The following is a 24,472-nucleotide window of genomic DNA, read 5'->3' on the forward strand; positions in this document are numbered from 1 at the left end:
CCTCGGCGACGGGGCGCGATGGACCCGTCGGGGCTGCGGCCGCCCAGCATGGGGCGGTCGCATTGCATGCCGATTACTCGGCAGCCGGTGCCGCAGGTGCTTCAGCAGCAGCGGCCGGTGCGTCGGCCTTCTTCTCGGCGGCCTTCTTGGTCGGGGCGCGACGGCCCTTGCCTTCGTCGCCGGCGTCAGCCGAGAACTCTTCTTCGCGCACCGACGCCGAGTTCGGCGCAGCCGCCTTGCCTTCCAGCACGGCATCGGCAGCGGCACGTGCGTACAGCTGCACGGCGCGGATGGCGTCGTCGTTACCCGGGATGGCGTAGTCGACCAGGGCCGGATCGTAGTTGGTATCGACCACCGCGATCACCGGGATGCCGAGCTTCTTGGCTTCCTTGATGGCGATGTCTTCATGGCCGATGTCGATCACGAAGATCGCGTCGGGCAGACGGTTCATTTCCTTGATGCCGCCCAGCGACGCGTCCAGCTTTTCGCGCTCGCGACGCAGGCCCAGCACTTCGTGCTTGACCAGCTTTTCGAAGGTGCCGTCGGTTTCGGCGGCTTCCAGTTCCTTCAGGCGGGCAACCGACTGCTTGACGGTGCGGAAGTTGGTCAGCGTGCCGCCCAGCCAGCGCTGGGTCATGAACGGCATGTTGCAACGCTCGGCTTCTTCCTTGATCGACTCGCGCGCGCTGCGCTTGGTGCCCAGGAACAGCACGGTGCCGCGCTTCTGCGCGATCGAGGAGAGGAAGTTCATCGCGTCGTTGAAGAGCGGGACGGTCTTCTCGAGGTTGATGATGTGGATCTTGCCGCGCGCGCCGAAGATGTACGGCGCCATCTTGGGGTTCCAGTAGCGGGTCTGGTGGCCGAAATGGACGCCGGCTTCCAGCATCTGACGCATGGTGACCTGAGGCATTGAAAAAACTCCTGGTAGCGGAATCGCCGTGCGCAGCTGTTGTTTGAAGTCAGCGCAGGGAGTGCGGATGTTGCGAAGACGCTCGCATCACACGCACAAGATTCCGGGGTTGGGCTTCCCTGTTGCCTCCGCGACGAACCCTGTGTGAGGGCACCCCGGCACGGATGGCGGCAGCAGGTGTGGATTCGTCGGTGACGTCCGACGTGGACGACGCAATGCGGCAAAGACGCAAAACAGCCGGCGGAGTATAGCCGCCAGGCCGGTTGTACGCAATCTGGGGTGCCAGCGGCGCTGCGGACCGGCGGACGTGGGACTCAGGGCTGCAGGGCGAGTGTGGTTTCGGTATCGCTGTTGACGCGGGCCACGAAGCGGCCCAGACCGGCCGATAGCGTGGCCGGTAGCAGCCATTGCCGGGTCTGGCCAGGCAGCACATAGCCGGCCAGGTCGTCGCCGATGCTGTGGCGGGTTCCGCCGGCGTCGATAAAGGCCAGGTCGGCCAGGCGGGCGTGGTGCATGCCGGCATTGTAAATGTGCAAGCTGCGGCCGCTGCCCTGGCCGGTCAGTGTCGCCTGCAGCTGCGGCTGCGGCTCACCCGGCTCGCTCGGCATCGCAAACACCGGCGTGGAATAGCGCAGCAGCTCGGTTTCATCGCCGACCGCGTGCTGGGTCACCACCAGCCGATAGCTGTCTTCGATCCGGGCCGGGCTTGGGCCGAGGCGGATGACCCGCAACAGCTGACGGCCTTGCGCCGGGATTTCGAACTGGCTGGGGCTGACGGCGGCGCCGGTGGCCGGTTCCAGCAGCTCGCGCCCACCGTCCTGGTGCCAGCGGTAGAGCTTGGCGTCGGCGCGCCACGGTTGTGCAGACTGGTTATAAAGCCACACGGCCGCCTGGTTGCTGTCGGCCGGGATGTACGAAGTGGTCGGCGCGATGGCGATCTCGGCAGCGCCAGCGCTACCGCTGGCGGCCATGCAGAGCACCCCCAGGATCAGCCAGCTCCAGTGCGGGCGGGCGGCGGCCATGCTCAGAATGCGATGGTGGTGATGCGCGTCGCACCGGCAGGCGCAGGCCCGGCAAGTGCGCTGGCGTCCTGGCCGGTGCTGGTGGTCGACAGGGTGTCCACGGTGAGCGACGGCTGCGCAATCGCGACCGGCGTGCCGCGCGAGCAGCTGGCGCGCGGCGCGGTGGTGCGCAACTCGCACCCGCTGAGCAGACGCAGGCCGATATGCAGGCTGGAGTTGTCCGGGCCACGGTTCGTCGACGCGGTTGCCGCAGCCGAGCTGCAAGCGAGGGCGACCAGCGTGAGGCACTTAATCAGGTTGACCGGCGTCATGAAGGCAATCGTTTGCATTGGAGACGTTACAAATAGCGACGCCCCCGGTGCGAACTTAATTAACGGTCAGTAAGTGATCGAGACGGTCACCGTGTCGTTGTAGGCGCCGGCGATGGGCAGCTGCGGTGCCGGCGCGCGGCCGTAGACCGTCACCGTCTGCGCGACGCCGTTGCCGGTGCCGGCCAGGGTATCGACCCCGATCGTGGTGCCCCAGCGGCTGCTGCGGCCCGGGTCCTTGTAGAGCTCGTAGGTGATGAAGTTGGCGCTGCTGGCGTGGCGCATCCGTCGGGTGCTGCCGCTGGCGTTGACGCCGACGTCCAAGCCGATGTTCCAGGCGGTGCGGTTGGTGCAGGCCAGGCTGATGGTCGAGCTGCGGTCGATCTGGGTGTCGATGCTGCCGGCGATGCTGCCGAAGTCCAGATCGGTGGTGACGTAGGTATTGCAGCGCGCCGGCACATTGGCCGAGGCGGTGAACGGGAATGCATTGCTGGCGGTCTTGGCGCCGCTGGCGCCGGTGTTGCAGTTGGCGGGCGGCTGGATGCCGCCGATGATGCTTTCGTTGTAGGCGTAGCGCATCACCGTATCGGCGCCGCCGAAGCTGCTGGTGTGGTTGCCCACCGACAGCGTCTGGCTACCGGGAATGCGTCCATAGACGGTGACCGTGGTGGTCTGCGAGCCGCCGACCAGTACCGGCACCGAATAAGCCAAATTCAGCAACAGCGGCGACGGCGTGCTGGAACCGGTCGCACCCCAGACCTGCGTGCGTGCCGCATCGCTGTAGATCTGATAGCTCAACGCGTCGCTGGTGGCGTTGAGCATGCGGCGCGGCGTATACACCCCTGCGCTTGCACTGCCGGGCCCCAGGTCCAGGCACAACGTCACCCGCGCCGCGCCCAGCACGCTGAGCGCGGTGGTGGCGCAGGACACGTTGAAGGTTGCGACCGCATCGGTGGCGCCATTGGCGGCCACGTTGCCGAAGGCCAAGGGCGTCCCCAGCGTCACCGTGCAGGTGGTATCGGCATGCGCCGACTGGCTGGGCGTCAGCCACAGCAGTGCAAGGTTCAGTGCAAGCAAGACCCGCCAGAGCGCCTGCACGCTCATGGCGCCGGCGTCGCGATGCAGCGCAACGGGCCGACCCGCGGAATGCGTCCGGCGTCGGCCGGATAGGCGAACTGCGCGATGCAGCGGCCCTCCGGCAACTCCACCAGGATGCGGTTATCGTTCTGCAGATTGTCCAGGTAGGTTTCGCCGTCGTAGCCGACTACCACGCGTTCGGTATCGCCTTCGCGTTGCGCCACGCTGCCCACCGGTACCGGTGCGTCGTTTGCGTCGTGCAACACGATCACCGCAGCCCGCACCCGGGTGATGCCGAAGCGCACCGCCACACCGGATTGCTGGCGCGGCGTCACCGTGGTGTCGACCCGATCCACGCGCAGGTCCGCCGGCAGGCTCAGCGTGTCGATCGATAGCTGATTGCGCTGCCACGATTGCAGCGGCGTCACCAACAAGGTGCCGCGTGCATCGGTGACCCCGATCAAGCGGTTTTCCAGCCGTACCGGAATGCCGGCCTGGCCGTCGGTGGACACCACCGCAAACGCGTCCTGTACATCGCGCGCCGCAAAGCTGCGGCCGTCCATCCAAACCAGGCTGCCGCTGGCGCTGGCGTAGCCGAACCTGTTGCCGTCCTGGGTGGCCACGCCAAAGTTGTAGCGGCCGATGCGGTTCAACCAGCCCAGCTCGGCCAGCCCGCCGCTGGCATCGTCGCCGGTGCGCGCCTGCAGGCGCCAACCGATGCCGCCCAGGTCGCCGTCGCCAGGCAGCGGCTGGCTGACATCGGCCACAACTCCGGTGCGATTACCATTGCGCTGCATCGACGCGCTGGCCTGGCGCAACTCGCCCAAGGTGGTGGACAGCGACAGATACAGGCTGCGATCGCTGCGAATATCCAGGTTCTGGTTGCCGGACAGGTTGGCGGCCCAATTGCGCCCGAAACTGCGCGACCAGAACACGCTGGCATAGCGCGAGGTATCGCCTTGCGGATAGCTCAGGCGCACATAGCTGGTGCCCAGCGAGCCGATCGGGTCGACGTTGACGCCAAACGCGGCGCGGTCGCTGACGCGCGCCGGCAGACTGCCCTGCAATGCGCCCAGGTCGCGGTAATCGCCGTGGGTGCGCTGGGTGCCCAGATTGACGTTGAAACGCCGGTTGTTCCAACCGTAGCCCAGCACGTACTGGCCGCCACGCAATGCGTGCATACGGCTGTGCGCGTAGGCCGCATTGAACACGCCACCGGCGCCGAGCAACCACACCCCGCCTGCGCCGGCATTGATCACGCCGCCGCCGGCTTCGGTGTGCGCCTCGATGGTGAAATCGTCGCGCAGGCCCTTGCGTAGGCTGGCGCTGGCGAGCGGCTGCGAGGCGTAGGAAAACGAACGCAACCCGTAGTCGCGGCGCAGCTGGCCGATGCCGGCCGACCACTCGGAAATGCCGCGCGCCAGCAGTTGCGGCGTGCCGTAAAACGCGAAGTCCAGCCGGCGCACCCGGCCGAAGGCATCGGTCACCACGATCTGCGCCTGCCCGGTGCCGCTGATGCCCGGCTGCGCGGCCAGTTGGAACGGGCCGGCGGGCACCTGGCCGCTGTATTGACGCAGGCCATCGACATACAGCTCCACCGTGGAGGGTACCGCCGCTTCGCCCAGGAAGCTGGGCGTTGGGGTCAGCACCCGATACGGCTGCAGCGCGTAATTGCGGCCGATCTGCACGCCGCCCAGCCGCAGCGAACGGCTCCAGTCGACGAAGCCGCTATAGAAATCGCCCACCCGCAGGCTGGTGGCGCTCTCAGGGAAATCCATCTGCCAGGCGCTGTCCAGGCGCACCGCCTCGCTGCGCCAGCGTTGGTCCTGCGGGCGGTCGTAGGCCAGGAAGATGGCCGTGGTCTCGACCATGCCGCGGCCCAGGCCGAAGCCGCGCAGTTCGGTGGCCAGCGACATGCTGCTGGAACCGGCATTGCGCGTGGCATAGAAGTCGTAATTGAGCAGCATGCCCGGCGATGCGGTGGCGCTGGGCGGGGCGACTTCTTCCGGCTTGAGGATCGTGGTGGACAGCGACAGCTGCGCCAGCGGCACCTGCAGCGCGAGTCGCTGCAGTGCGGCGTCGTAGCGCACTTCCACATCGGGCAACAGATCCAGATCGATCAGTGCGTCCGGTGCGCGATCGGCCAGGATGAAGCCGAGTTTGCGCAGCGTTTCCACCGAGCCACGCAGATGGCCGTCGACCAGCTCGAATGGCGCCAGGCCGCGGTCGGCCTGATTCAAGGTGACGTCCAGATACAGCGACTGTGCTTGTGTGGCGGCGGTCGGCGCAACTTGGTCTGGCAACGTTGCGACATCGGCCAGGTCGCCGGCCATGGCGTTCGCAAGCGCGGTGGCGGTCGCAAGCAGGGTCATCGCCAGCCGGGCCGCATCACGGCGCCGCAGGCGCGGCCAACAGGGTGCGTTCGTTAGCCTCACCATTGATCCTTGCGACGATGGAGCCGCGGCCGAACTGCGCCAGCGGTGCGCCCAGCGACCAGCGCTTGGTCTGGCCCGGCAGCACGTAGCCCACCAGACCGTTCAAGCTGGTCTTGGCTGCGCCATCGACCCGGTGCTGCAGATCGGCCACCTGCGCATGCCCGGAGCCGCTGTTGCTGATCTGGATCTGCGCAGTGCCGTCGGTGCCGGCGACCACCTGCGCGCTTAGCGTGGGCGTGTGCTCGGTCTTGCCGTGCGGCAGGACGAAGATCGGCACCGAGTAGCGCAGCACGAACTGCATGCCCTTGCGATCGGCATCGGCGCTGGGCAGTTCGTCGACGATGATGCGGTAGCAGAGCTCCTGGCGATTGGGCGCAGGCCCGGCGCGGATCACGCGAATCAATTGGCGTTCGCCTGCAGCCAGGGTGCGCATCGGCGGGCTGATCAGGATTTCCTGGGTCGGATCGAGCTGGTCCTGCCCATCGCGCTGGGTCCAGCGATAGGCGCGGGTCTGCACCTGCACCGGCGCGCCGCCACTGTTGCTCAGCCAGAGGCCATCGGCGGTCTGTTCGGCGCTCAGGGTTAGCGAGGTCGGCGCCAGCTGCAGGCTGGCTGCCTGCGCGGACGGCACCAGCCCGGCGCCGCTCAGTGACAGGTTCAGGGCCAGTCCCAGCGGGACCAGCCACGCACGAAGGCGGGACGGCAACGGTTGCGATGGCATGCGTGAGCTCAATAGACGATAGTCGCGGTGATCGTGTCCTGGTAGCTACCGGTCGCAGCGTTGTTGACTGACGGGTTGGTCACACGACCGTAGACCGGGTAGACCTGGTTGATGCCGGTGGCGGTGCGGCTCAGCGTGTTGGTGCCGGTGGTGCTGCCCCAGACCGTGCTGCGGCCCAGGTCCTGATAGAGCTGGTAGGCGATGAAGTTGTTGGTGGTGACCAGCGGGTCGGCGTTCTTCATGCGGCGGGTGGTCACATCGTTGGCGGTGCCCGCGTTGCTGCCTGCGCTCAACGCGATGTTGTAGGGCGTCAGCGCGGTGCATTGGGCGGTCACGCTGCCGTTCGCATCGGCGTTGGCGGTCGAGGTGGAGAGCACCGAACCGAAGTCGACGTCCGTGGCGGAAGCGGCGGTGATGGTGCAGGCCTTGGTGACGGCGATCTTGACGGTGAAGGTGGTGGTGTCTGCTGCAGTCGCCATGCCGATGGTCGAGAGCAGGCCGAGGGAGAGCAGGACAGGGTGGACAGTACGCATGGACATTTCCTTGACCGGTCAGGTCTTTGGTGGCGCGACGAGGTGTCGCCCTCCCTGCAATGCATCGGTCGTGCCAAACATAACGGTGAATTCATCTTGTATCTAGCTGTTTTGTTTGGTTCTTTTGCCGGATTTGCGATGTCCTGCAGATGACTCCGCTCATGCAATATTTGACGCGCGAAGAACTGCGTCACACATGAATAGGCGCTGGCGACGGTTTCCTGTTGCCCGGTCCGTTTGTGCTGTCGACACAACGTCCTGCAAAAAACGCTGACGCAAGTCGTTCAGATTCAGCCCGGATCGGCGATAATCGGGGCCATGAGCGTCAATCTAAAAACCAAAGAAGAAATCGAACTGATGCGTATCGCCGGTCGTCTGGCCGCCGAGGTGCTCGACATCGTTGGCCCGCACGTCAAGCCGGGCGTGACCACTGCCGAGCTCGACCGCATCTGCCACGACCACATCGTCAACGTGCAGGGCACCATTCCTGCCAACGTCGGCTATCGCGGCTTTCCCAAGAGCGTGTGCACCTCGGTCAATAACGTGATCTGTCACGGCATTCCGAGCGCGGCCAAGGTGTTGAAGGAAGGCGACATCGTCAATATCGATGTCACCGTCATCAAGGACGGCTGGCACGGCGACACCAGCCGCATGTATTACGTGGGCACGCCGTCGGTAATGGCCAAACGCCTGGTGGACACCACCTATGAAGCGATGTGGCGCGGCATCCGCGCGGTCAAGCCGGGCGCCACGCTGGGCGATGTGGGCCATGCGATCCAGAAGTTTGCCGAGGCCGAACGTTTCAGCGTGGTGCGCGACTACTGTGGCCACGGCATCGGCAAGGTCTATCACGACGAACCGCAGGTGATGCATTACGGCCGTCCGGGCGAAGGCCTGGTACTCAAGCCGGGCATGACCTTCACCATCGAGCCGATGATCAACGAAGGCACCTATCACCATAAGACACTGCCCGACGGCTGGACCGTTGTGACCAAGGACCGCAAGTTGTCCGCGCAGTGGGAGCACATGGTCGCGGTGACCGAAGACGGCGTGGATGTGCTCACGCTGTCGGCCAATTCGCCCGCGCCGGTATGACCGACACGCCGGCGGATCGACCCGACCCGGGCGTCGCCGGCGATGCGGAATGGGCCGCGAAGGCCCGTCCGCTGCTGGTGCACGCGGACATGCGGTTGTGCAAACGCTTCGATCAGGGCGAGCCGATCGAACGGTTGGTTGCGTTACGCGCACGCGCAGTCGACCAGTTGATGCGCAACGCCTGGACCCGCTGCATCCCAGCCGATAGCGGCCTGTCGTTGCATGCGGTTGGTGGGTATGGCCGCGGCGAGCTATTTCCGCGTTCGGACGTGGACGTGCTGGTACTGGGCGACAGCGCTGTGCAGCAGCGCCACGAGCAGGCGCTGGCCCGCTTGTTCGCGTTGTTGTGGGACGTGGGGCTGCCGATCAGTCACGCGGTGCGCTCGCCGGCGCAGTGCACCGCCGCGGCGATCGATCAGACTGTGCTCACCGCGTTGATCGAGTCGCGGCCGTTGGTTGCCGATGGCGACGCGCGCGCGGCACTGGCTGCGGCGATCGCGCCGCAATGGGTGTGGCCGCCGCGCGATTTCTTCCAGGCCAAGCGCGAAGAATTGCTGGCACGGCATCAGCGCTTTGGCGACACCGCCGATAACCTCGAACCCGACATCAAGGACGGCCCGGGTGGCCTGCGCGATTTGCAGACCCTGGGCTGGATGGCGTTGCGTGCGTTCGGGGTCAAGGATCTGGAAGCATTGGTCGGGCTGGGCCATGTCGGCTTCGACGAAGCGGCTGCATTGCGGCGCGAGCGCGAAGAACTGGCGCGGCTGCGCTTCGGCCTGCATATCGTGGCCAACCGGCCGGAAGAACGCCTGCGTTTCGATTATCAAAAGACCCTGGCGCAGCGGCTGGGCTTTGCCGACGACCCGGAAAGTCTGGGCGTAGAAAAAATGATGCAGCGCTTCTACCGTAGCGCTGCGTTGATCCGCCGGATCAGCGACCGGCTGCTGCAGCGCTTTGAAGAACAGTTCGATGGCGAAGCGGTACCGGAGCCGCTGGGCGACGGTTTCAGCTTGCGTCGCGGCTACCTGGCCGCCGATGCCGACAGCTGGCCGGATGGCGATGTGCTGCGGGTGTTCGCGCTGTTTGCGCAGTGGGCCGCGCATCGCGATGTGCGCGGGCTGCATTCGTTGACCGCACGCGCGCTGGCTGAAGTACTGCAGCAACTGCCGGCTTACGACGTGGCCGATGCCGCCACGCGCGACCGTTTCATGGCGCTGCTGCGCGGCCCGCGTGCGGTGGAAACGCTCAATCGCATGGCGCGGCTGGGTGTGCTGGGGCAGTGGATTCCGGCGTTTGCCAGTGTGTCCGGGCGCATGCAGTTCGACCTGTTCCACGTCTACACGGTGGACCAGCACACGCTGATGGTGCTGCGGAACATCGCGCTATTCGCCGCCGGCCGTGCCGACGAGCGTTTTTCGATCACCCACGAAGTCTGGCCGCGCCTGCGCAAGCCGGAATTGCTGCTGCTGGCCGGGTTGTTTCACGACATCGCCAAAGGCCGTGGCGGGGATCATTCCGAACTGGGCGCAGTGGATGCGCGCGCGTTCTGTCTTGCGCATCGGCTCAGCGAAGGCGATACCGAACTGGTGACCTGGCTGGTGGAGCAGCACCTGCGCATGTCGGTGACTGCGCAAAAGCAGGACATCTCCGACCCGGAGGTGATCCATCGCTTCGCCACCCTGGTCGGCACCCGCGAGCGTCTGGATTATCTGTATCTGTTGACCTGCGCCGACATCGCCGGCACCAGCCCCAAGCTGTGGAATGCGTGGAAGGACCGGCTGCTGGCGGATCTGTATTTTGCTGCGCGTCGCGCGCTGCGCGAAGGCCTGGAACATCCGCCGCCGCGCGCCGAACGCTTGCGCGAAGCGCGCGACTCCGCACGCGCGCTGATGCAGGCGCAAGGCCATGACGATGCCACCATCGACCGCCAGTTCGCCGGCATGCCGGACGAAAACTTCCTGCGCTTCCGTCCCGAGCAACTCGCCTGGCAGGCCGTCTCGCTGATCGAAGTGCAGATCGGCCAGACCCTGGTCAAGGCGCGTCGTGCGGTGCCGGACAACGATGCGTTGGAACTGTTCGTGTATTCGCCAGACCGCGATGGCCTATTTTCGGCGATCGTCGCCACGCTGGATCGCAAGGGCTACGGCATCCATCGCGCGCGCGTGCTGGATGCGCCGCACGATGCGATCTTCGACGTGTTCGAAGTGCTGCCGCAGGAAGGCTATGCCGATGGCGATCCGCAGCGTCTTGCCGCCGCGCTACGCCAGGTGCTGGCCGGCGACCTGCAAAAAGTACGGCCATCGCGGCGTGCCGTACCTCGCCAGTTGCGGCATTTCCGCTTTGCGCCGCGGGTGGAATTCAGCGAAAGCGCCGGCGGCCGCCGCACCCGCATCAGTCTGGTCGCCCCCGATCGCCCCGGCCTGCTGGCCGATGTCGCGCATGTCCTGCGCATGCAACATCTGCGCGTGCACGATGCGCGCATCGCCACCTTTGGCGAGCGTGCGGAAGATCAGTTCCAGATCACCGACGAGCACGATCGCCCGTTGTCCGAATCCGCCCGGCAGGCCCTGCGCGATGCGTTGTGTGCCTGTCTCGACCCCACCTAGTCCGTCCGGAGACCCCATGGCCACCACCAAGAAGACCGCGCGCAAGCCCGGCGCCACCACCGCCAGCGCCGCACCCAAGCGCGCAGCCACCTCCACCGCCAAAGCCGCCAAGACGCCCGCAGCGGACACGGCCAAGCCGGTCGCGAGCGTCGGCAGGAAGGGCGCCGTCAAGACGGCAGCGGTCAAGACCGCACCGGTCAAGAGCACTGCTGTAAACAAGGCTGCTGTAAAGAAGCCTGCTGTAAAGAAGCCTGCTGAAAAGAAGACCGCCAGCGCACCGCGCGTGGCCAGGCAGGCGACCGGCGTGGTGTCGGCGCCAGCTGCAAAGAAGGCGGCCGCTGCGAAGAAACGGCCGATTGCCGAGCAGGCCGTGCACAGCGCGGCAACCCATGTGGGTAACGATGAACTGAAGTTCGGCATCGAAAGCGCCTTCGAGCGCCGCGCCACCTTGACCATGGACGAGATCGACGGCTCCACCCGCGCGATCGTCACCCGCGTGATCGATGGCCTGGAAAGCGGCGAATTCCGCGTGGCCGAGCCGGACGGGCAGGGCGGCTGGACCGTCAACGCGTGGCTGAAGAAAGCGGTGCTGCTGTATTTCCGCGTCAACGAGATGGCGGTGATCGATGCGCAGCCGGCGCCGTTCTGGGACAAGGTGGAATCGCGCTTTGCCGGTTTCCATGAAGCCGACTTCCGCAAGGCCGGTGTGCGCGTGGTGCCCGGTGCGGTCGCGCGTCGCGGCACCTATTTCGGCAAGGACGTGGTGCTGATGCCGAGCTTCACCAATATCGGCGCCTATGTCGGCGAAGGCACCATGGTCGATACCTGGGCCACGGTGGGTTCGTGCGCGCAGATCGGCAAGCACTGCCATCTGTCCGGCGGTGCTGGAATCGGTGGCGTGCTCGAACCGCTGCAGGCCAGCCCGACCATCATCGAAGACCATTGCTTCATCGGTGCGCGGTCGGAAGTGGTCGAAGGCGTGGTCATCGGCCATCACAGCGTGATCGGCATGGGCGTGTTCATTTCGCAAAGCACGCGGATCTACAACCGCGCTACCGGCGAAATTTCCTACGGCTATGTGCCGCCGTACAGCGTGGTGGTATCCGGCCAGTTGCCGTCCAAGGACGGCTCGCATTCGCTGTATTGCGCGGTGATCGTCAAGCAGGTGGATGCCAGGACGCGCAGCAAGACCAGCATCAACGAGCTGCTGCGCGGTCTGGCCGATTGAGTACCGCACACGCGCCCGTCGGCACCTTGCTGTCGCGTCCAGCCAGTGGCTGGATACGATGGGGCATCCCGGCGCTGTGGCTGAGCTGGGTGGCTGTCTACGTGGCGGGCTCGCTGGCGCGCGACGGCGTCCCACAGCAGCTGGATGTGCTGCGCTGGCTGGCGCCTGTCGCGATGCTAGGGCTGACCGTGCGGCATATCGTGTTGTGCAGGCGATGGGCGCAGGTGCGCGATGCCGGCGATGTGCTGGAGATCGTGCAGCAGGGCCGGTCGCAGCGTGTGGACCTGGCGCAGTTGCGTGCAGTCGATCCGGCCTGGCTGGTTCCACCGGTGCGGCTGGCGTTGAAATTCCACGGTGAGCGCGCACGGGTGGTGTTCCTGCCTGCGCGCGGGCAAGACCCCACCGCGTTGGCCACCACCCTGCTGGCGCGTGCAGGCGCGCACCAGGCAGTTGAAGAGAGCACGACATGACCACGTTGTATGGATTGAAGAACTGCGACACCTGCAAGAAGGCCACCAAGTGGCTGGACCGCTTCGGTGTCGCTTACACGTTCGTGGATTACCGCGACAACAAGCCGTCGCCGGAGACACTGCTGGAGTGGGCCGGCAAGGCGGGCGGATTCGATGCCTTGATCAACAAGTCGTCCACCACCTGGCGGCAGCTGCCCGACAACAAGAAGGCGCCCGGCTCGGAGGCGGAGTGGAAGCTGTTATTGCGCGAGTATCCGCAACTGATCCGCCGGCCGGTAGTGGTGACCGATGACGGTGCGTTGACGCAGGGCTTTTCCGATAACGGCTTCAAGAAAGCGTTTGGTGTGGGCTGAGCAGCTGCAGTCGCGACGGTGCCGGCAATGCCGCCGCAGCGGTGGCTGGTGCGGTGGCGATAGACGGCCATGCTGGGTGCAGTTTGGACCGCCGTACCACGACGCGCCGCGAGCGGTGATCAACGCGCGCGGCGCGGACCTGATCAGTGCGCTTGCTCTACGCTGTCCATGATCCATCCACGCCGCTGGTGCGGCCTCGCTATGGTGATGTTTCGATGAGTGATGTGCTGGATCTGACCCGTGATTTGATTGCACGCGCCTCGGTGACCCCGGTGGATGCCGGCTGCCAGGCCGTGATCGCGCAGCGCCTGGCCGCTGCCGGATTCGCCTGCGAGCACCTGCGCTTGGGCGAGGTCGACAATCTGTGGGCCACGCACGGGAGCGGCGCGCCGGTGCTGGTACTGCTTGGGCATACCGATGTGGTACCGCCTGGCCCGCGCGAGGTGTGGACCAGCGATCCGTTCGATCCGCAGATCCGCGATGGCGTGCTGTACGGGCGTGGTGCCGCCGACATGAAAGGCAGCGTGGCTGCGTTCGTGATCGCCGCCGAGCAGTTTGTCGCCGCCCATGCGGAGCACCCCGGTACGTTGGCGGTGTTGTTGACCTCCGACGAGGAAGGCGATGCCATCGATGGCGTGCGGCGTGTGGCCGATTTGTTCCGCGAACGTGGGCAAGCGATCGATTGGTGCATCACCGGCGAGCCATCGTCCACCGAGCGGCTGGGCGACCTGCTGCGGGTTGGACGCCGCGGCAGCCTGTCCGGCACGCTGACCGTCAACGGCGTGCAAGGGCATGTGGCGTATCCGCACAAGGCGCGCAACCCGATCCATCTGGCAGCGCCCGCGTTGGCCGAATTGGTCGCACGGCGCTGGGACGACGGCTTCGAAAGTTTCCCGCCCACCAGCCTGCAGATTTCCAACATCCATGCCGGCACCGGCGCCAATAACGTGATCCCCGGTGAGCTGCAGGTGGCCTTCAATCTGCGTTACACCCCGCAGTGGGATGCGCCGCGTCTGGAGGCAGAAATCACCGCAGTGCTGGATCGCCATGCGCTGGATTACAGCGTGCGCTGGCACCGCAGCGGCGAGCCGTTCTACACGCCCGAGGGGCGCCTGCGCAGCGTTGCGCGCGAAGTGTTGGGCCAGTTCGCCGGCGCACCGCCGGAAGAGAGCACCGGAGGCGGCACCTCCGATGCGCGCTTCATCGCGCCGCTGGGTGCGCAATGCATCGAGGTCGGCCCGGTCAACGCGTCGATCCACCAGGTCGACGAGCATGTGCGCGTGGCCGATCTGGAGGCGCTGCCGTCGCTGTACCGCACGCTTGTCGAACGCTTGTTGATCGGTTGAGCAAGCGCTGCGTCGCCGTCGTTGCCGCTGAAACAGTTGCGCCAGCGAAAACGAACGGTTAGCGTCGCCTGCATGGTCATCCGCCTCGCCAAGCTTAATAACGCCAACCGCAACACGCTGCGCGCGAATAATCGTGCGCGGCCGACGCGGGTCTGCGACTAGGCGAAGTACACCCAAACGCCCAGGAATCAGAAAACCCGCATCGGCCGATGCGGGTTTTTTTTTGGGCGTCACGTCCAAGCAGCATGCTCGTCCACCGGCCATCCATCCCCGCAGTTTCATCAGGAGTGTTTCCATGTGTTCCATCTTCGGCATTTTCGGCCTGCAACCCGGCGACGATCTGCAGGCCCTGCGCCGGCAGGCGCTGGAATGTTCGCAGCGGCAGCGGCATCGCGGTCCGGACTGGAGCGGCGTGTATGTCGACACCGGCGCGATCCTGGTGCACGAGCGGCTGGCCATCGTCGACCCGGCCGGCGGCTCGCAGCCCTTACTCTCGGAAGATGGGCAGCTGGCCTTGGCGGTGAATGGCGAAATCTATAACCATCGCGAACTCAAGCAGGAGCTGCAGCAGCCGTACGCCTTCCAGACCGGCTCCGATTGCGAGGTGATCAACGCGTTGTATCGCGAAGATGCGCCGGCCTCGTATCTCAACCGCCTCAACGGGATTTTTGCGTTCGCACTGTGGGACAAGGCGGCCGGGCGCGTGATCATCGCGCGCGACCCGATCGGCGTGGTGCCGCTGTACTGGGGGCATGATCGCGAAGGCCGCCTGCGCGTGGCTTCCGAGCTGAAATCGCTGGTGGACGATTGCGCCGATGCCGCACAGTTTCCGCCGGGCCATTGGTACGACAGCGCCACCGGCGCATTGAGCCGCTACTACGAACGCGCCTGGCGCGAATACGGCGAAGTGGAAGGCGTGCAGGTGCAACTGCAGGAATTGCGCGAAGCCTTCGAGCGTGCGGTGCATCGTCAGTTGATGACCGACGTGCCGTACGGCGTGTTGCTCTCGGGCGGTCTGGATTCGTCGTTGGTCGCAGCCGTCGCCGCGCGTTATGCACGGCATCGCATCGAAGAAAACGACACCACCGAAGCGTGGTGGCCGCGCCTGCATTCGTTCGCGATCGGCTTGAAAGGCTCGCCCGATCTTGCCGCTGCGGAAGTCGCCGCCGCAGCGCTGGGCACCGTGCACCACGGGTTCGAATACACCTTCGAAGAGGGCCTGGACGCGTTGCCGGAAGTGATCCGTCACATCGAGACCTACGACGTGACCACCATTCGCGCGTCAACGCCGATGTTTTTGCTGGCACGGCGCATCAAGGCGATGGGCGTCAAGATGGTGCTGTCGGGCGAAGGCAGCGACGAAATCTTTGGCGGCTATCTGTACTTCCACAAGGCACCGAACGCGCGCGAATTCCATGAGGAGTTGGTACGCAAGCTGGATGCACTCAACAACTTCGATTGCCTGCGCGCCAACAAGTCGATGATGGCCTGGGGCGTGGAGCCGCGCGTGCCGTTCCTGGACCGCGAGTTCCTGGATGTGGCCATGCGCATGGATGCCAGTTTCAAGATGATCGACAAGACCAGCACCGGCGCCACGCGTATGGAAAAGGGCGTGCTGCGCGAAGCGTTCGCCGGCTACCTGCCCGAATCGATCCTGTGGCGGCAGAAAGAGCAGTTCAGCGATGGCGTGGGCTACGGCTGGATCGATGGGCTCAAGGCGCATGCCGCCGCGCATGTGAGCGACCGCGAGCTGGCCGCGGCCGACCGGCGTTTTCCGGTCAATCCGCCGCAGACCAAGGAAGCGTATTTCTATCGCAGCCTGTTCGAGCAGTTTTTCCCGAGCCAGGCGGCGGCAGAAACCGTGCCCGGCGGCAAGTCGATTGCGTGCTCGTCGCCGACCGCGATTGCCTGGGATGCGAGCTTTGCCGCGATGGCCGACCCGTCGGGCCGTGCGATCGCCGGCGTGCACGAACAGGCACTGGCCTCGTAAGGCGCGTTGCAACTGCAGCGGCCGGCATGCGCCAACGCGCTGCCGGCCGCTCTGTAGTGCACGTGTTTATTGCTCGTGGCGCACGCAATAGCCGTAGCGCTGCGGCTCGATATCCACACCGGCCACATCGGCCTGGTTGTTGCGCCACAGGTTGGGCTTGAAGTCGGCCGCGGTGCAGTTGGCGGCACGGTCCACACCGATGGTGTAGGTGAACGGCGTATTGGAGAAGCGGTTGTTCTCGAACACGTTGTCCTGACTCATGCTGTTGTCCCAGCACAGGATTTCCGGCGTGCGATAGCGGATGGCGCAGGCCAGGAACACGCCGGCCACCTTGTTGCCATCGAACACGTTGTTGCTGAAGCGGTTGCGCCGCGCATCGGACAGATAGATGCCCTGGCTGCCGTTACGCTCGAAGCGGTTGTTGCGGATCTCGCTGTCTTCCAGATGTTCGGTGGTCAACCCGGCCGCCACGTTGTCGTGGATGTAGTTGTTGACCATGGTGACCTTGGCGGTGCGGTTGAACGACACGCCGTCCCAGATCGCGCCGGACACATCGTTGTTTTCGATGGTGATCTCGCGCGTGTCGTATTCGCTCAACAGGCAGGCGCTACGGCACTTGTTGACCTGCAGCCCAGCCAGGCGAATGCCTTGGCCGGAGCGCACCACCACCGCGCTGTTGCTCAGGTACGGGCGCTCGGGCATGAATTCCTTGTCGCCGGTGCTGGCAACGATCTGCATGTCTTCGATGCTGACATTGCGGATCACGCCGGTCGGCTGCTGGTTTTCGTAGTCTCCCACCACCAGTGCCGGTTGCTGCACGCCATCGGCCATACGCACTACCGTGCTTGGGCCTTTGCCGCGCAAGGTCAGGTTGCCGCGGTGGATCGAGACCAGCCCACTGAGCGGAAATTCGCCTTTTTCAAGGCACAACACCGACGGCGTATCGCCTTGCGGCAGTTTGTCGATGGCCTTTTGCAGATCCTGCCCCGGCTTGACCTTGGCGGTGCAGCTGGCAACAGGCGCGTCGGGTGGGCCGGATTTAGCCGGTGGTGCGGCCGAGCAGGCGGCTGCAAACACCAGGGGCAACAGGGCGGAAACGGAGCGGGCAAGCTGAGGCATGCGGATTCCGGTCAGTGAAGGGAGGGGGGCGATCGGTGCGGAGAGATCTCCAGATCGCGACGGCCTCTAGTGTGTCGCACCGAACGTTAAGTTCCAGCCCATGACGGCCTGCGCGATTCGGCGCAGGTTCATTGCGTGGCGATCGAGCGCAGTGCAACTGTGCTTCAACGCGCAGTTGCGGTGGCGGCGAGTGCGTGCTGCATGGACGCAATCGTGATCGTGATGGCAATGCTTGCCGGAGGGCGACGCCGGCGTTGCAAGCGTCGCGTGCTGCAGATGTTTGAGCGACGAGTCGCCGTGCTCAGAAGGTATAGGCCAACTGCGCATAGATGCGTCGCGGCTCGCCCGGAAAGTGCCCGCCACGCGCATTGAAGCCGCTCATCGCGTACACCTTGTCGAACAGATTCTTGACGTTGATCTGCAGCTTCCATGCGTCCCATTGCGTCTGCCAGCTGATGTCGTAGATGGCGTACGGCTTCACGCGCTGGCCGTCCAGGCTGACGCGCTCGCCCACGTAGTCGGCGCCGAAGGCCACCGCCGAGCGCCAGGCCGGCAAGTCGTAGCGGGTCCACAGCCCGAGCGTGTTGCGCGGTGCGTTGGCGAAGCGATCGCCCGATGCATTGGTGATGCCGTCGCTACCGGCATCGAGCACGCGCGCATCGTTGTAGGCGTAGGTCAGGTTGAGCACCCAGCGCTGGGTCAGATCGGCCAGCAGGTCGACCTCCAGCCCTTCGCTGCGCACCAGGCCCAGCGCAGATAGTTGGTTGACGCCATCGACGACGCTGCCATTGGCCTGCACGATGTTGCTGCGCTCGATGCGATACAGCGCGGTGTTGAGCGTCAGGCCGCCATCGTTGAGCGCGGTCTTCAGGCCAAGCTCCCATTGCTTGCTGCGCTCCGGGTCGAACGGCCCGCCGACGCTCGCATCCTGATTTGCCGCGTCCTGCGGCACAAACCCGCTGGCGTAACTCGCATAGGCATTGACGCCATCGCGCAGCACGAAGGTGCTGCCCACGCGCCAGCTGAGGTCGTTGCCGGTGATGCGCGAGCCATCCAGCAGGTTGTCGTCCTTGAAGCCATCCCAGCGCAGTCCGGCCATCGCATACCAGCGTGGCGTCAGCGTCAGTTCGTCCTGCAGATACGCGCCGTAGCGCAGGCTGCGCGTGCTGGTGGCACGCCATGGCAGCGTGTCCAGACCGTAATCGTAAAAGCCGCTGCGCCCGTAGACCGGGTTGAACAAGTCGATGCCCGGCACCGGCCCGCGCACGCGTCCGCTATCTGCGGTATTGGCCGTTTGCGCGCGGAAATCGGCGTCCAGGCGATAGTAATCGGCGCCCATCAGCAGCTTGTGTGCGATGGCACTGGTGCTGGTGCGGAACACCGCATTGACGTTGCTGGAAATGGCATCGTTGTCGCGGTACTGGTTGCGCAACTGCCGCGTCATCCATTCGGCCGTGCCGTCGCGATCGCGGTCGATCAAGCCCATCGGCTCGTGATAGATCTGGTGCTCATCGTTTTTGAACCAGCGCAGCGCCATGTCCACATCCCACGCGCTGGAAGGTGCAAACCGATATTGCGCGAACGCGACCTTGGCGCGCATGTCGAGAAAATCGGTGGGCTCGTTGTGGTTCCAGCGACGGTCGGTGAGGAAGTTGCCGTCGTCATCGACCGGCACGCCGCGCAGGCGATTGCCGCCCAGGTTCTGGGTGATGTCGGTGTATTGCAGGGTGAGCTCGCCGGTGTCGCCGACATCGAAGGCCACCGAGGCATCGCCGATCTGGCTCTGGCTATCGGTGTTCCAGCGAAAGCCATCCTCGCCATCGGCATAGGCGCCGATGCGATAGCGGATGCGGCCGTCTTCGCGCGCCGGGCCGGTGGCTTCGAACGACGCCGCGCCGAACGATTGATTGCCCAGCTGCAGCTCCACGCGCCGCTGCGTCTGGTGCGCAGGCTTGCGGGTGACGTAGTTGATGACGCCGCCGGGTTCGCCGCCGCCATACAACGCACCCGCCGGGCCCTTGAGCACTTCCACGCGTTCGATGTTGAACAGCTGCGGCACCGAGAAGCCTGCATACGGATCGCCACGCAGACCGTCATACAGCACGTTTTCCTGGCGGAACCCGCGCAAGGTGACGCCCGCGTAGCTGAAGAAGCTGATGCCGCTGATGCTGCGATACAGATCGGTGATCTGGCGCGCGGCCTGGTCGTCGATCAACTCGCGCGGTAGCACCTGTACCGATTGCGGCACCAGCGACAGCGGCGTATCGGTGCGCGTGGCGACCGCTGCATCGTCGGATTTGTACAGCGTCTGCGCACGGCCGACCACGTTGATGCCATCGAGTTCGGTGACCGCAGGCGGGCTGCTGGTGTGCTGAGCGAAAGCGGATGGCGAGGGCAGGGCGAGCGCAGCGGTCAGCGCGGTGACAAGAAGCGTGGGGCGCATTGGTCGTTAATGATAATGGTTATCAAGTGCATCTTATCATGCTGTGCTCGCTTGATGACATGCCCCGCCAGCCATGCGGATGCCTGGACGCTAAACGTGCAGATGTGCAAGGTGCAGCATCCAAAACGCCAAACGCCAAACGCCAAACGCAACTCATAAGCGTGGCTGACAAAACGTATCGAGCAGTCGTCAGGTGGGTGCCGCGGAGTAAGCGGAGCGTATGCGTGGTCCATACCGCATCGAGCACCGGCCGCGCGCGCCTCGTGGCTGCACAGTCTTTTTGTTAGCTGCTCTACATGCAGACGTCAGAAGTGCAGCGCTCTCCTGCCTCCGATGGGAGAGGGTGCCCGAAGGGCGGATGAGGGGACGTACGAAACCTCGTGGTGTCTGTCATGCACAAGCCGCTTGAAACAAGCCGAGCATGCGTCGCATCGCACACCATCGGTCGCATGGCGTGCGCACGTACCCTCACCCCAACCCCTCTCCCGCAGGAGAGGGGCGACTGCGGCTCGGCCATTTCTTCGGTTGCGTCGAGACCGGTATCCGACAGATCGGACAACGCCAGCGCGCTTACTGCGGTTGCAAACGCAGCGTGTGGGTTGTGGTGGTCGGCAGGAATGGCGTGGGGCGGCCATGCACCCAATCGTCGTGGCCCGCCCCCCAAAACGGCGACAGCGGATGTCCGCTCTGACCGCCGGGCATGTGCACGATGCCGTCCTGTTCGTGGCCGGGCGACACCACCATGCGTTCGGAGGCGCCAAAGGCCGGGCCCTGGACGCGCGGCATGTCGCGGTCGCCTGGGAGTTGGTCAGCCGGCATGCATAGCCAGCGCGCGGCCAACGCCGGCAGCGCGCGAGCGATCGGGTGGCAGATGGCGGCGGTATTGCGCTCTCCCCAGGTGCGCTTGTCGAGTGGCTGGCCTGGGGCGGCCTGCGCCATCAACTCCGCCTGCGCATTGCGTGCAGCATCGCTCAGCAATTGGTCCCAACTCGCAAAGGCAGGTGGCAGCAGGTTGGCGGGGCGCTGCTGCAAGATCGGCCAGACGATACCTTCCAGCTGTGCGCGGCGCGGCGTCAGGAACCGCTCGCCCAATGCGGCTTGGGCCGGTGCCAGCAGACCGGCTTCTACCGCATCGATGGTCTTGCTGCGGAAATCGCGCACGATGCGGTAGCTGGCCGACGTGGTGGATGCATGGCCGTCCCACTGGCGCGTTGCCTGTTCGATCTGCTGCAACGCTGGGTCCTTGCTGTGCTCGACCACGCCGCGCAACAGCTGCCACCACCGCGTCAGCAACAACGCGCGATCGTCAAGCTGGATCGCCAGCAGATCGCGCTCGCTAAAGCGCTGTTTTGCGAACAAGTCGTCGCGGATCTGTTGCGCACGCGCGCCGAGGTCGTAGCCGGCGTTGCCAAGCGTGGCCAGTTGTTGCGTGTCGACCACGCGGCTATTGGCTGTCCATAGCCGATGCGAGGGCGGGTCGATCAATGCCGGCGCCGCATCGCTGCGTACCGGCCATGGCATGCAGGTGGGCGGCGGTGTGCCGGCCGGCGCAGGAGGTGTGGGCAAGGTCGGCTGCGCTGCAGAGGTCGCAAGCTCGGCAATGCCGGTCGGGCTGCATCCAGCGTTGCGTGCAGGACGTGCGCCGATCAGGCGCCAGGCGATGCGCCCGCTGCGGTCGGCCAGCAACAGGTTCTGTGCCGGAATGCCCGAGCGGTCGGCCACTTCAAATGCGCTCTGCAGGTCGCGTGCGCTGCTCATCTGTGCGAAGTCCAGACGAATCGCGCCGGGCAGCTGCGCGGCCCAGCGCAGCGCCAGCAGGCTGCCATCCGGGTTTTCATGCAGGATCGGCCCCCACGCCGCTTCGCGTACGTCCAGACGCACCGGCGCCGCGCCCGCCACACGAATCGTTTCGACATGCGTGGTCAGGGCTTGCGGATGCTCGGGCGTGGCGGCGGGAATCCGCGCAAAGTCGGCGGTGTCGATATAGCTGTTGGTGAACGCCCAGGCCACATGGCCATTGCTGCCGACCACCACCGCGGGCAGGCCGGGCAGGGTGAAGCCGGTGACGTCCACCTTGCCGTCCGGCGCCGCGGTGTCGGGATAGCGCAGCCGCGCGCGGAACCAGATGTTGGGCGCGCGCAGGCTCAGATGCATGTCGTCGGCGACGATGGCGCGGCCGTCGGCAGTGAGGCTGCCATCCACCGCAAAATTATTGCTGCCCGGGGTGGGGTGCTCGGCAGGCGGTGTAGCGGGCGGATGCGGCAAGCGACGCAGATCCAGCGCAACCGCATCGGGTAACACGGCATCGCCGTGCGCGGCGCCGAACAGCGGCGCGTCCCAGCTGGAGCCTTGATGATCGAGCAGCGCCGCCAGGGCGGGCGGCACCACGGCGCGGATGCGCGCGGCAGCCAGTTCGGTCTGATTGTCGCTGTCCTGCAGGTCGGCATACATCGCAAGGCCAGTGAGGATGGAGTCGTCCAACGTCCAGGCGCGCGGGGTCTGGCGCAGCAGCAGATATGGCCACGGCCGCACCGGCAGCGCGGCCAGACCTGCATTCACGCCGTCGGTGTAGGCCTGCAGAGCCGCGCGCTGGCTGCCGGCGGCGATGTCCAGGTTGGCATGCACGCGTGCGCGCAGCCGATGCACGCGGTTGCGCTTGTCCAGATCCACCGCCTTGGGACCGAACAGTTCGGACAATTCGCCGGCAGGCGCGCGGCGCATCAGGTCCATTTCGAAATAGCGCTCCTGCGCATGCACGTAGCCGAGTGCGCGCATCGCATCGGCCTGGCTGGCCGCGTCGATGGTGACCACGCCGTTGTGGTCGCGCTGCACGCTGACGGCGGCGGCCAGGCCGGTCAAGGGCGTGTCGCCATCCAGCTGCGCCAGGCTGCCGCGCAGCAGCAGATACAGCGTCAGGCCGGCGGCGAGCACCAGCACCACAGTTGCCAACATCAGCCGGGTCAGCCATTTGCGCATCGTCTGTTCCTTGGAGCGTGGTTCATGGGTAGCCGACAGACCTGGGCCGGCAGTGGGGCGGGAGCAGCAGCACTGGCGCATCAAATGCATGCCGGCCGATACCACCCGTTTGCCGCTGCGCTGTGGTGGTGTGGGTCGTCTCAGTGTGGCCGCAGATCATTACCGCGAGCGGTCTTGCCGCAAGCGCAACTGAAAGTGATTCCGATTAGATCATTGCCCGCCGGCTTAGTGCACCATGCGCGCATTGCGTTGCTGGAGCACACCATGAAAGGCCATCCCGAAGTCGTCGACTACCTCAAGCAGCTGCTACGCGGCGAACTGGCGGCACGCGACCAGTATTTCCTGCACTCGCGCCGCTACGAGGATCAGGGCCTGATGGCGCTGTACGAGCGCATCAATCACGAGATGCAGGAAGAAACCGAGCACGCCGACGCATTGCTGCGTCGTATCCTGTTCCTGGAAGGCGACCCGGATATGCGTCCGGCCGAGTTTGCGCCAGGCAAGACCGTGGTCGAGATGCTCGAGCGCGATTTGGTGGTGGAATACGAAGTGCGCGCGGCGCTCGCTGCCGGCATGAAGCTGTGCGAAGAGCACGGCGATTACGTCAGCCGCGACATGCTGCTCAAGCAGCTGCAGGACACCGAAGAAGACCATGCCTGGTGGCTGGAGCAGCAGCTCGGCCTGATCAAGCGGATCGGTCTGGAGCTGTACCAGACCTCGAAGATCGACAAGGGCCACGTGGCCGGTTGATTGCGGGATCGCTGCTGACCGTTGTGCGGTGCAAAGCCGCGCGGCGGTGGCGGAGGTGGCCTCGGCATATGGGCCAGCGCGATAGACGGCCCACGCATCGATTGCGCCAGATCGGCTCTGCTGATCTCATCGCTCTACCGCTGGTCGAGCTGAGATAGATCACCGGCGTGGTGCCGACGTTTTCGTCAAGGCCGTCCAGACGTCGAGAGTGGCGTTGCAGACCTTGTCTCGACGTTGCCTGCGGTCAGCCGCGATGTAGCCGACACCGGCGGTGAGGCCGGGTGTCAGCTGCGTTGCAGGCGATATACCGCGGTAGCTAGCGCGGTGACGCCATCTGCACGGAAGCGCGGTTCCTGCTCCAGGATGTCGCGCTGTTCCAACTGCTGCACCTGCCACTGTGCTTGAAACAGCGCCTGTACCTCGGCCGCATCCACTGCAAAGGGTGGGCCTGCCTTTTCGGCTTGCGGATAATCCAGCGTGATCAGCAGCCCGCGACACATGGCAGGCAAGCGCGCGTAGGTGGTTTGCAGATACCGCCGGCGCAGATCCGCCGGCAAGGCCACCAGCGCAGCACGGTCGTAGACCGCCGTGCAATCGGCCAATACGCTTGCGTCCAGCGCAAAGGCGTCGCCGCAGATGATTTCGATGGGCCCGGCGACGAAATGTTCGCCAGCGCTGCTGGTGTGGCGCTGCGGTTGCAGGTTGGCCTCATCGAAGAACTGCGTCACGGCCAGCGGCGAGAGCTCCACGCCCAGGACACGATGGCCTTGCGCAGCCAGCCAATGCATGTCCAGCGTCTTGCCACAGAGCGGCACCAACACGCATGCAGCGCGTGGCAACTGCAGTGCGGGCCAGTGCTTTTGCAGCAGCGGCATCACCTCATCCTGATGAAAGCCGGTCTGCCGGTCCTGCCAGCGTTGTAGCCAGAAATTTGTGTCCATGGTCTCGTCGTGTTGGTGCAACGCAGTGCGGCATCGCGCTTACGAAAAAAATCGCGCCTGTGTGCGCAGCGCGGCAGGCCTGCTCAGTGTTGCGGATGATCGAGTGCGTTTTGCAGCCAAGCGCATCAATCAAATCGCTGCCTGCGTGG

19 protein-coding genes and 1 other RNA gene are annotated in these 24,472 nt (G+C 65.4%); 8 read left to right on the top strand and 12 right to left on the bottom strand.

Annotated elements, in window-relative coordinates:
• Positions 1 to 73: 73 nt before the first annotated feature.
• The 7 genes from rpsB to ACCQ06_RS08705 all read right to left on the bottom strand — a co-directional run bounded on the left by rpsB (position 74) and on the right by ACCQ06_RS08705 (position 7,006).
• Positions 74 to 910, bottom strand: a complete 837-nt coding sequence (gene rpsB, locus ACCQ06_RS08675) for a 30S ribosomal protein S2 (protein ID WP_316691729.1) — start codon at positions 908 to 910, stop codon at positions 74 to 76.
• A 314-nt stretch (positions 911 to 1,224) separates the two neighbouring features.
• The gene (locus ACCQ06_RS08680) at positions 1,225 to 1,932 is read right to left on the bottom strand and encodes a fimbrial biogenesis chaperone (RefSeq protein ID WP_316691730.1); all 708 of its coding nucleotides are present in this window, start codon (positions 1,930 to 1,932) and stop codon (positions 1,225 to 1,227) included.
• A 2-nt stretch (positions 1,933 to 1,934) separates the two neighbouring features.
• Positions 1,935 to 2,261, bottom strand: a complete 327-nt coding sequence (locus tag ACCQ06_RS08685) for a hypothetical protein (protein WP_228322630.1) — start codon at positions 2,259 to 2,261, stop codon at positions 1,935 to 1,937.
• A 48-nt stretch (positions 2,262 to 2,309) separates the two neighbouring features.
• Positions 2,310 to 3,344, bottom strand: a complete 1,035-nt coding sequence (locus ACCQ06_RS08690) for a Csu type fimbrial protein (RefSeq protein ID WP_228322629.1) — start codon at positions 3,342 to 3,344, stop codon at positions 2,310 to 2,312.
• Entirely contained in the window at positions 3,341 to 5,689 is a 2,349-nt protein-coding gene (locus ACCQ06_RS08695) for a fimbria/pilus outer membrane usher protein (protein WP_316691733.1), read from the bottom strand. The genes ACCQ06_RS08690 and ACCQ06_RS08695 overlap by 4 nt, the downstream gene beginning before the upstream one ends.
• 16 nt (positions 5,690 to 5,705) lie before the next feature.
• Positions 5,706 to 6,473, bottom strand: a complete 768-nt coding sequence (locus tag ACCQ06_RS08700) for a fimbrial biogenesis chaperone (protein ID WP_316691734.1) — start codon at positions 6,471 to 6,473, stop codon at positions 5,706 to 5,708.
• Between the two features lie 8 nt (positions 6,474 to 6,481).
• On the bottom strand, positions 6,482 to 7,006 hold the full coding sequence (locus ACCQ06_RS08705) for a Csu type fimbrial protein (RefSeq protein WP_104614233.1): 525 nt from the start codon (positions 7,004 to 7,006) through the stop codon (positions 6,482 to 6,484).
• 318 nt (positions 7,007 to 7,324) lie between these two features.
• Here ACCQ06_RS08705 and map point away from each other — a divergent pair, with 318 nt between their 5' ends.
• The 7 genes from map to asnB all read left to right on the top strand — a co-directional run bounded on the left by map (position 7,325) and on the right by asnB (position 16,094).
• A complete protein-coding gene (gene map / locus ACCQ06_RS08710) occupies positions 7,325 to 8,101 on the top strand; it encodes a type I methionyl aminopeptidase (RefSeq protein WP_055845099.1) in 777 nt (258 codons plus the stop codon).
• Positions 8,098 to 10,707: a [protein-PII] uridylyltransferase gene (locus ACCQ06_RS08715; RefSeq protein ID WP_316691736.1), complete on the top strand. Its 2,610-nt coding sequence runs from the start codon at positions 8,098 to 8,100 to the stop codon at positions 10,705 to 10,707. Before map ends, ACCQ06_RS08715 begins: the two co-directional genes overlap by 4 nt.
• Before the next feature lie 16 nt (positions 10,708 to 10,723).
• Positions 10,724 to 11,935 (top strand): 2,3,4,5-tetrahydropyridine-2,6-dicarboxylate N-succinyltransferase, encoded by a 1,212-nt coding sequence (gene dapD, locus ACCQ06_RS08720; RefSeq protein ID WP_316691737.1) that lies wholly within the window; start codon positions 10,724 to 10,726, stop codon positions 11,933 to 11,935.
• Positions 11,932 to 12,405, top strand: coding sequence for a hypothetical protein (locus ACCQ06_RS08725; RefSeq protein WP_316691738.1), 474 nt, complete (start codon positions 11,932 to 11,934; stop codon positions 12,403 to 12,405). Before dapD ends, ACCQ06_RS08725 begins: the two co-directional genes overlap by 4 nt.
• Positions 12,402 to 12,758 (top strand): arsenate reductase, encoded by a 357-nt coding sequence (locus ACCQ06_RS08730; protein WP_115561709.1) that lies wholly within the window; start codon positions 12,402 to 12,404, stop codon positions 12,756 to 12,758. The genes ACCQ06_RS08725 and ACCQ06_RS08730 overlap by 4 nt, the downstream gene beginning before the upstream one ends.
• Before the next feature lie 215 nt (positions 12,759 to 12,973).
• Entirely contained in the window at positions 12,974 to 14,104 is a 1,131-nt protein-coding gene (dapE, locus tag ACCQ06_RS08735) for a succinyl-diaminopimelate desuccinylase (protein ID WP_228322622.1), read from the top strand.
• A 295-nt stretch (positions 14,105 to 14,399) separates the two neighbouring features.
• Entirely contained in the window at positions 14,400 to 16,094 is a 1,695-nt protein-coding gene (asnB, locus tag ACCQ06_RS08740; protein ID WP_055845080.1) for an asparagine synthase B, read from the top strand.
• 66 nt (positions 16,095 to 16,160) lie between these two features.
• On the opposite strand, the gene hpaM is transcribed toward asnB, so the two are convergent.
• From hpaM to ACCQ06_RS08760, 4 genes are all read right to left on the bottom strand, one after another.
• Positions 16,161 to 17,213 (bottom strand): type III secretion-associated outer membrane-bound protein HpaM, encoded by a 1,053-nt coding sequence (gene hpaM / locus ACCQ06_RS08745; protein WP_104613975.1) that lies wholly within the window; start codon positions 17,211 to 17,213, stop codon positions 16,161 to 16,163.
• A gap of 301 nt (positions 17,214 to 17,514) precedes the next feature.
• A complete protein-coding gene (locus tag ACCQ06_RS08750) occupies positions 17,515 to 19,656 on the bottom strand; it encodes a TonB-dependent siderophore receptor (protein ID WP_228322619.1) in 2,142 nt (713 codons plus the stop codon).
• Between the two features lie 163 nt (positions 19,657 to 19,819).
• A non-coding RNA gene (locus ACCQ06_RS08755) (sX9 sRNA) lies at positions 19,820 to 19,889 on the bottom strand.
• Positions 19,890 to 20,226: 337 nt separating this feature from the next.
• The gene (locus tag ACCQ06_RS08760) at positions 20,227 to 22,632 is read right to left on the bottom strand and encodes a penicillin acylase family protein (RefSeq protein WP_316691744.1); all 2,406 of its coding nucleotides are present in this window, start codon (positions 22,630 to 22,632) and stop codon (positions 20,227 to 20,229) included.
• A 264-nt stretch (positions 22,633 to 22,896) separates the two neighbouring features.
• Between ACCQ06_RS08760 and bfr the strand changes: the two genes are divergently transcribed.
• Positions 22,897 to 23,382 carry a bacterioferritin gene (bfr, locus tag ACCQ06_RS08765; protein ID WP_074059611.1) on the top strand — a complete coding sequence of 162 codons (486 nt, stop codon included), beginning with the start codon at positions 22,897 to 22,899 and terminating at the stop codon, positions 23,380 to 23,382.
• A gap of 284 nt (positions 23,383 to 23,666) precedes the next feature.
• Here bfr and ACCQ06_RS08770 read toward each other — a convergent pair whose 3' ends face one another.
• Entirely contained in the window at positions 23,667 to 24,323 is a 657-nt protein-coding gene (locus tag ACCQ06_RS08770; protein WP_316691748.1) for a thiopurine S-methyltransferase, read from the bottom strand.
• Positions 24,324 to 24,472 lie beyond the last annotated feature (149 nt).

The organism is Xanthomonas sp. NCPPB 4467 (assembly GCF_041475665.2).
Lineage (GTDB): Bacteria > Pseudomonadota > Gammaproteobacteria > Xanthomonadales > Xanthomonadaceae > Xanthomonas > Xanthomonas dyei.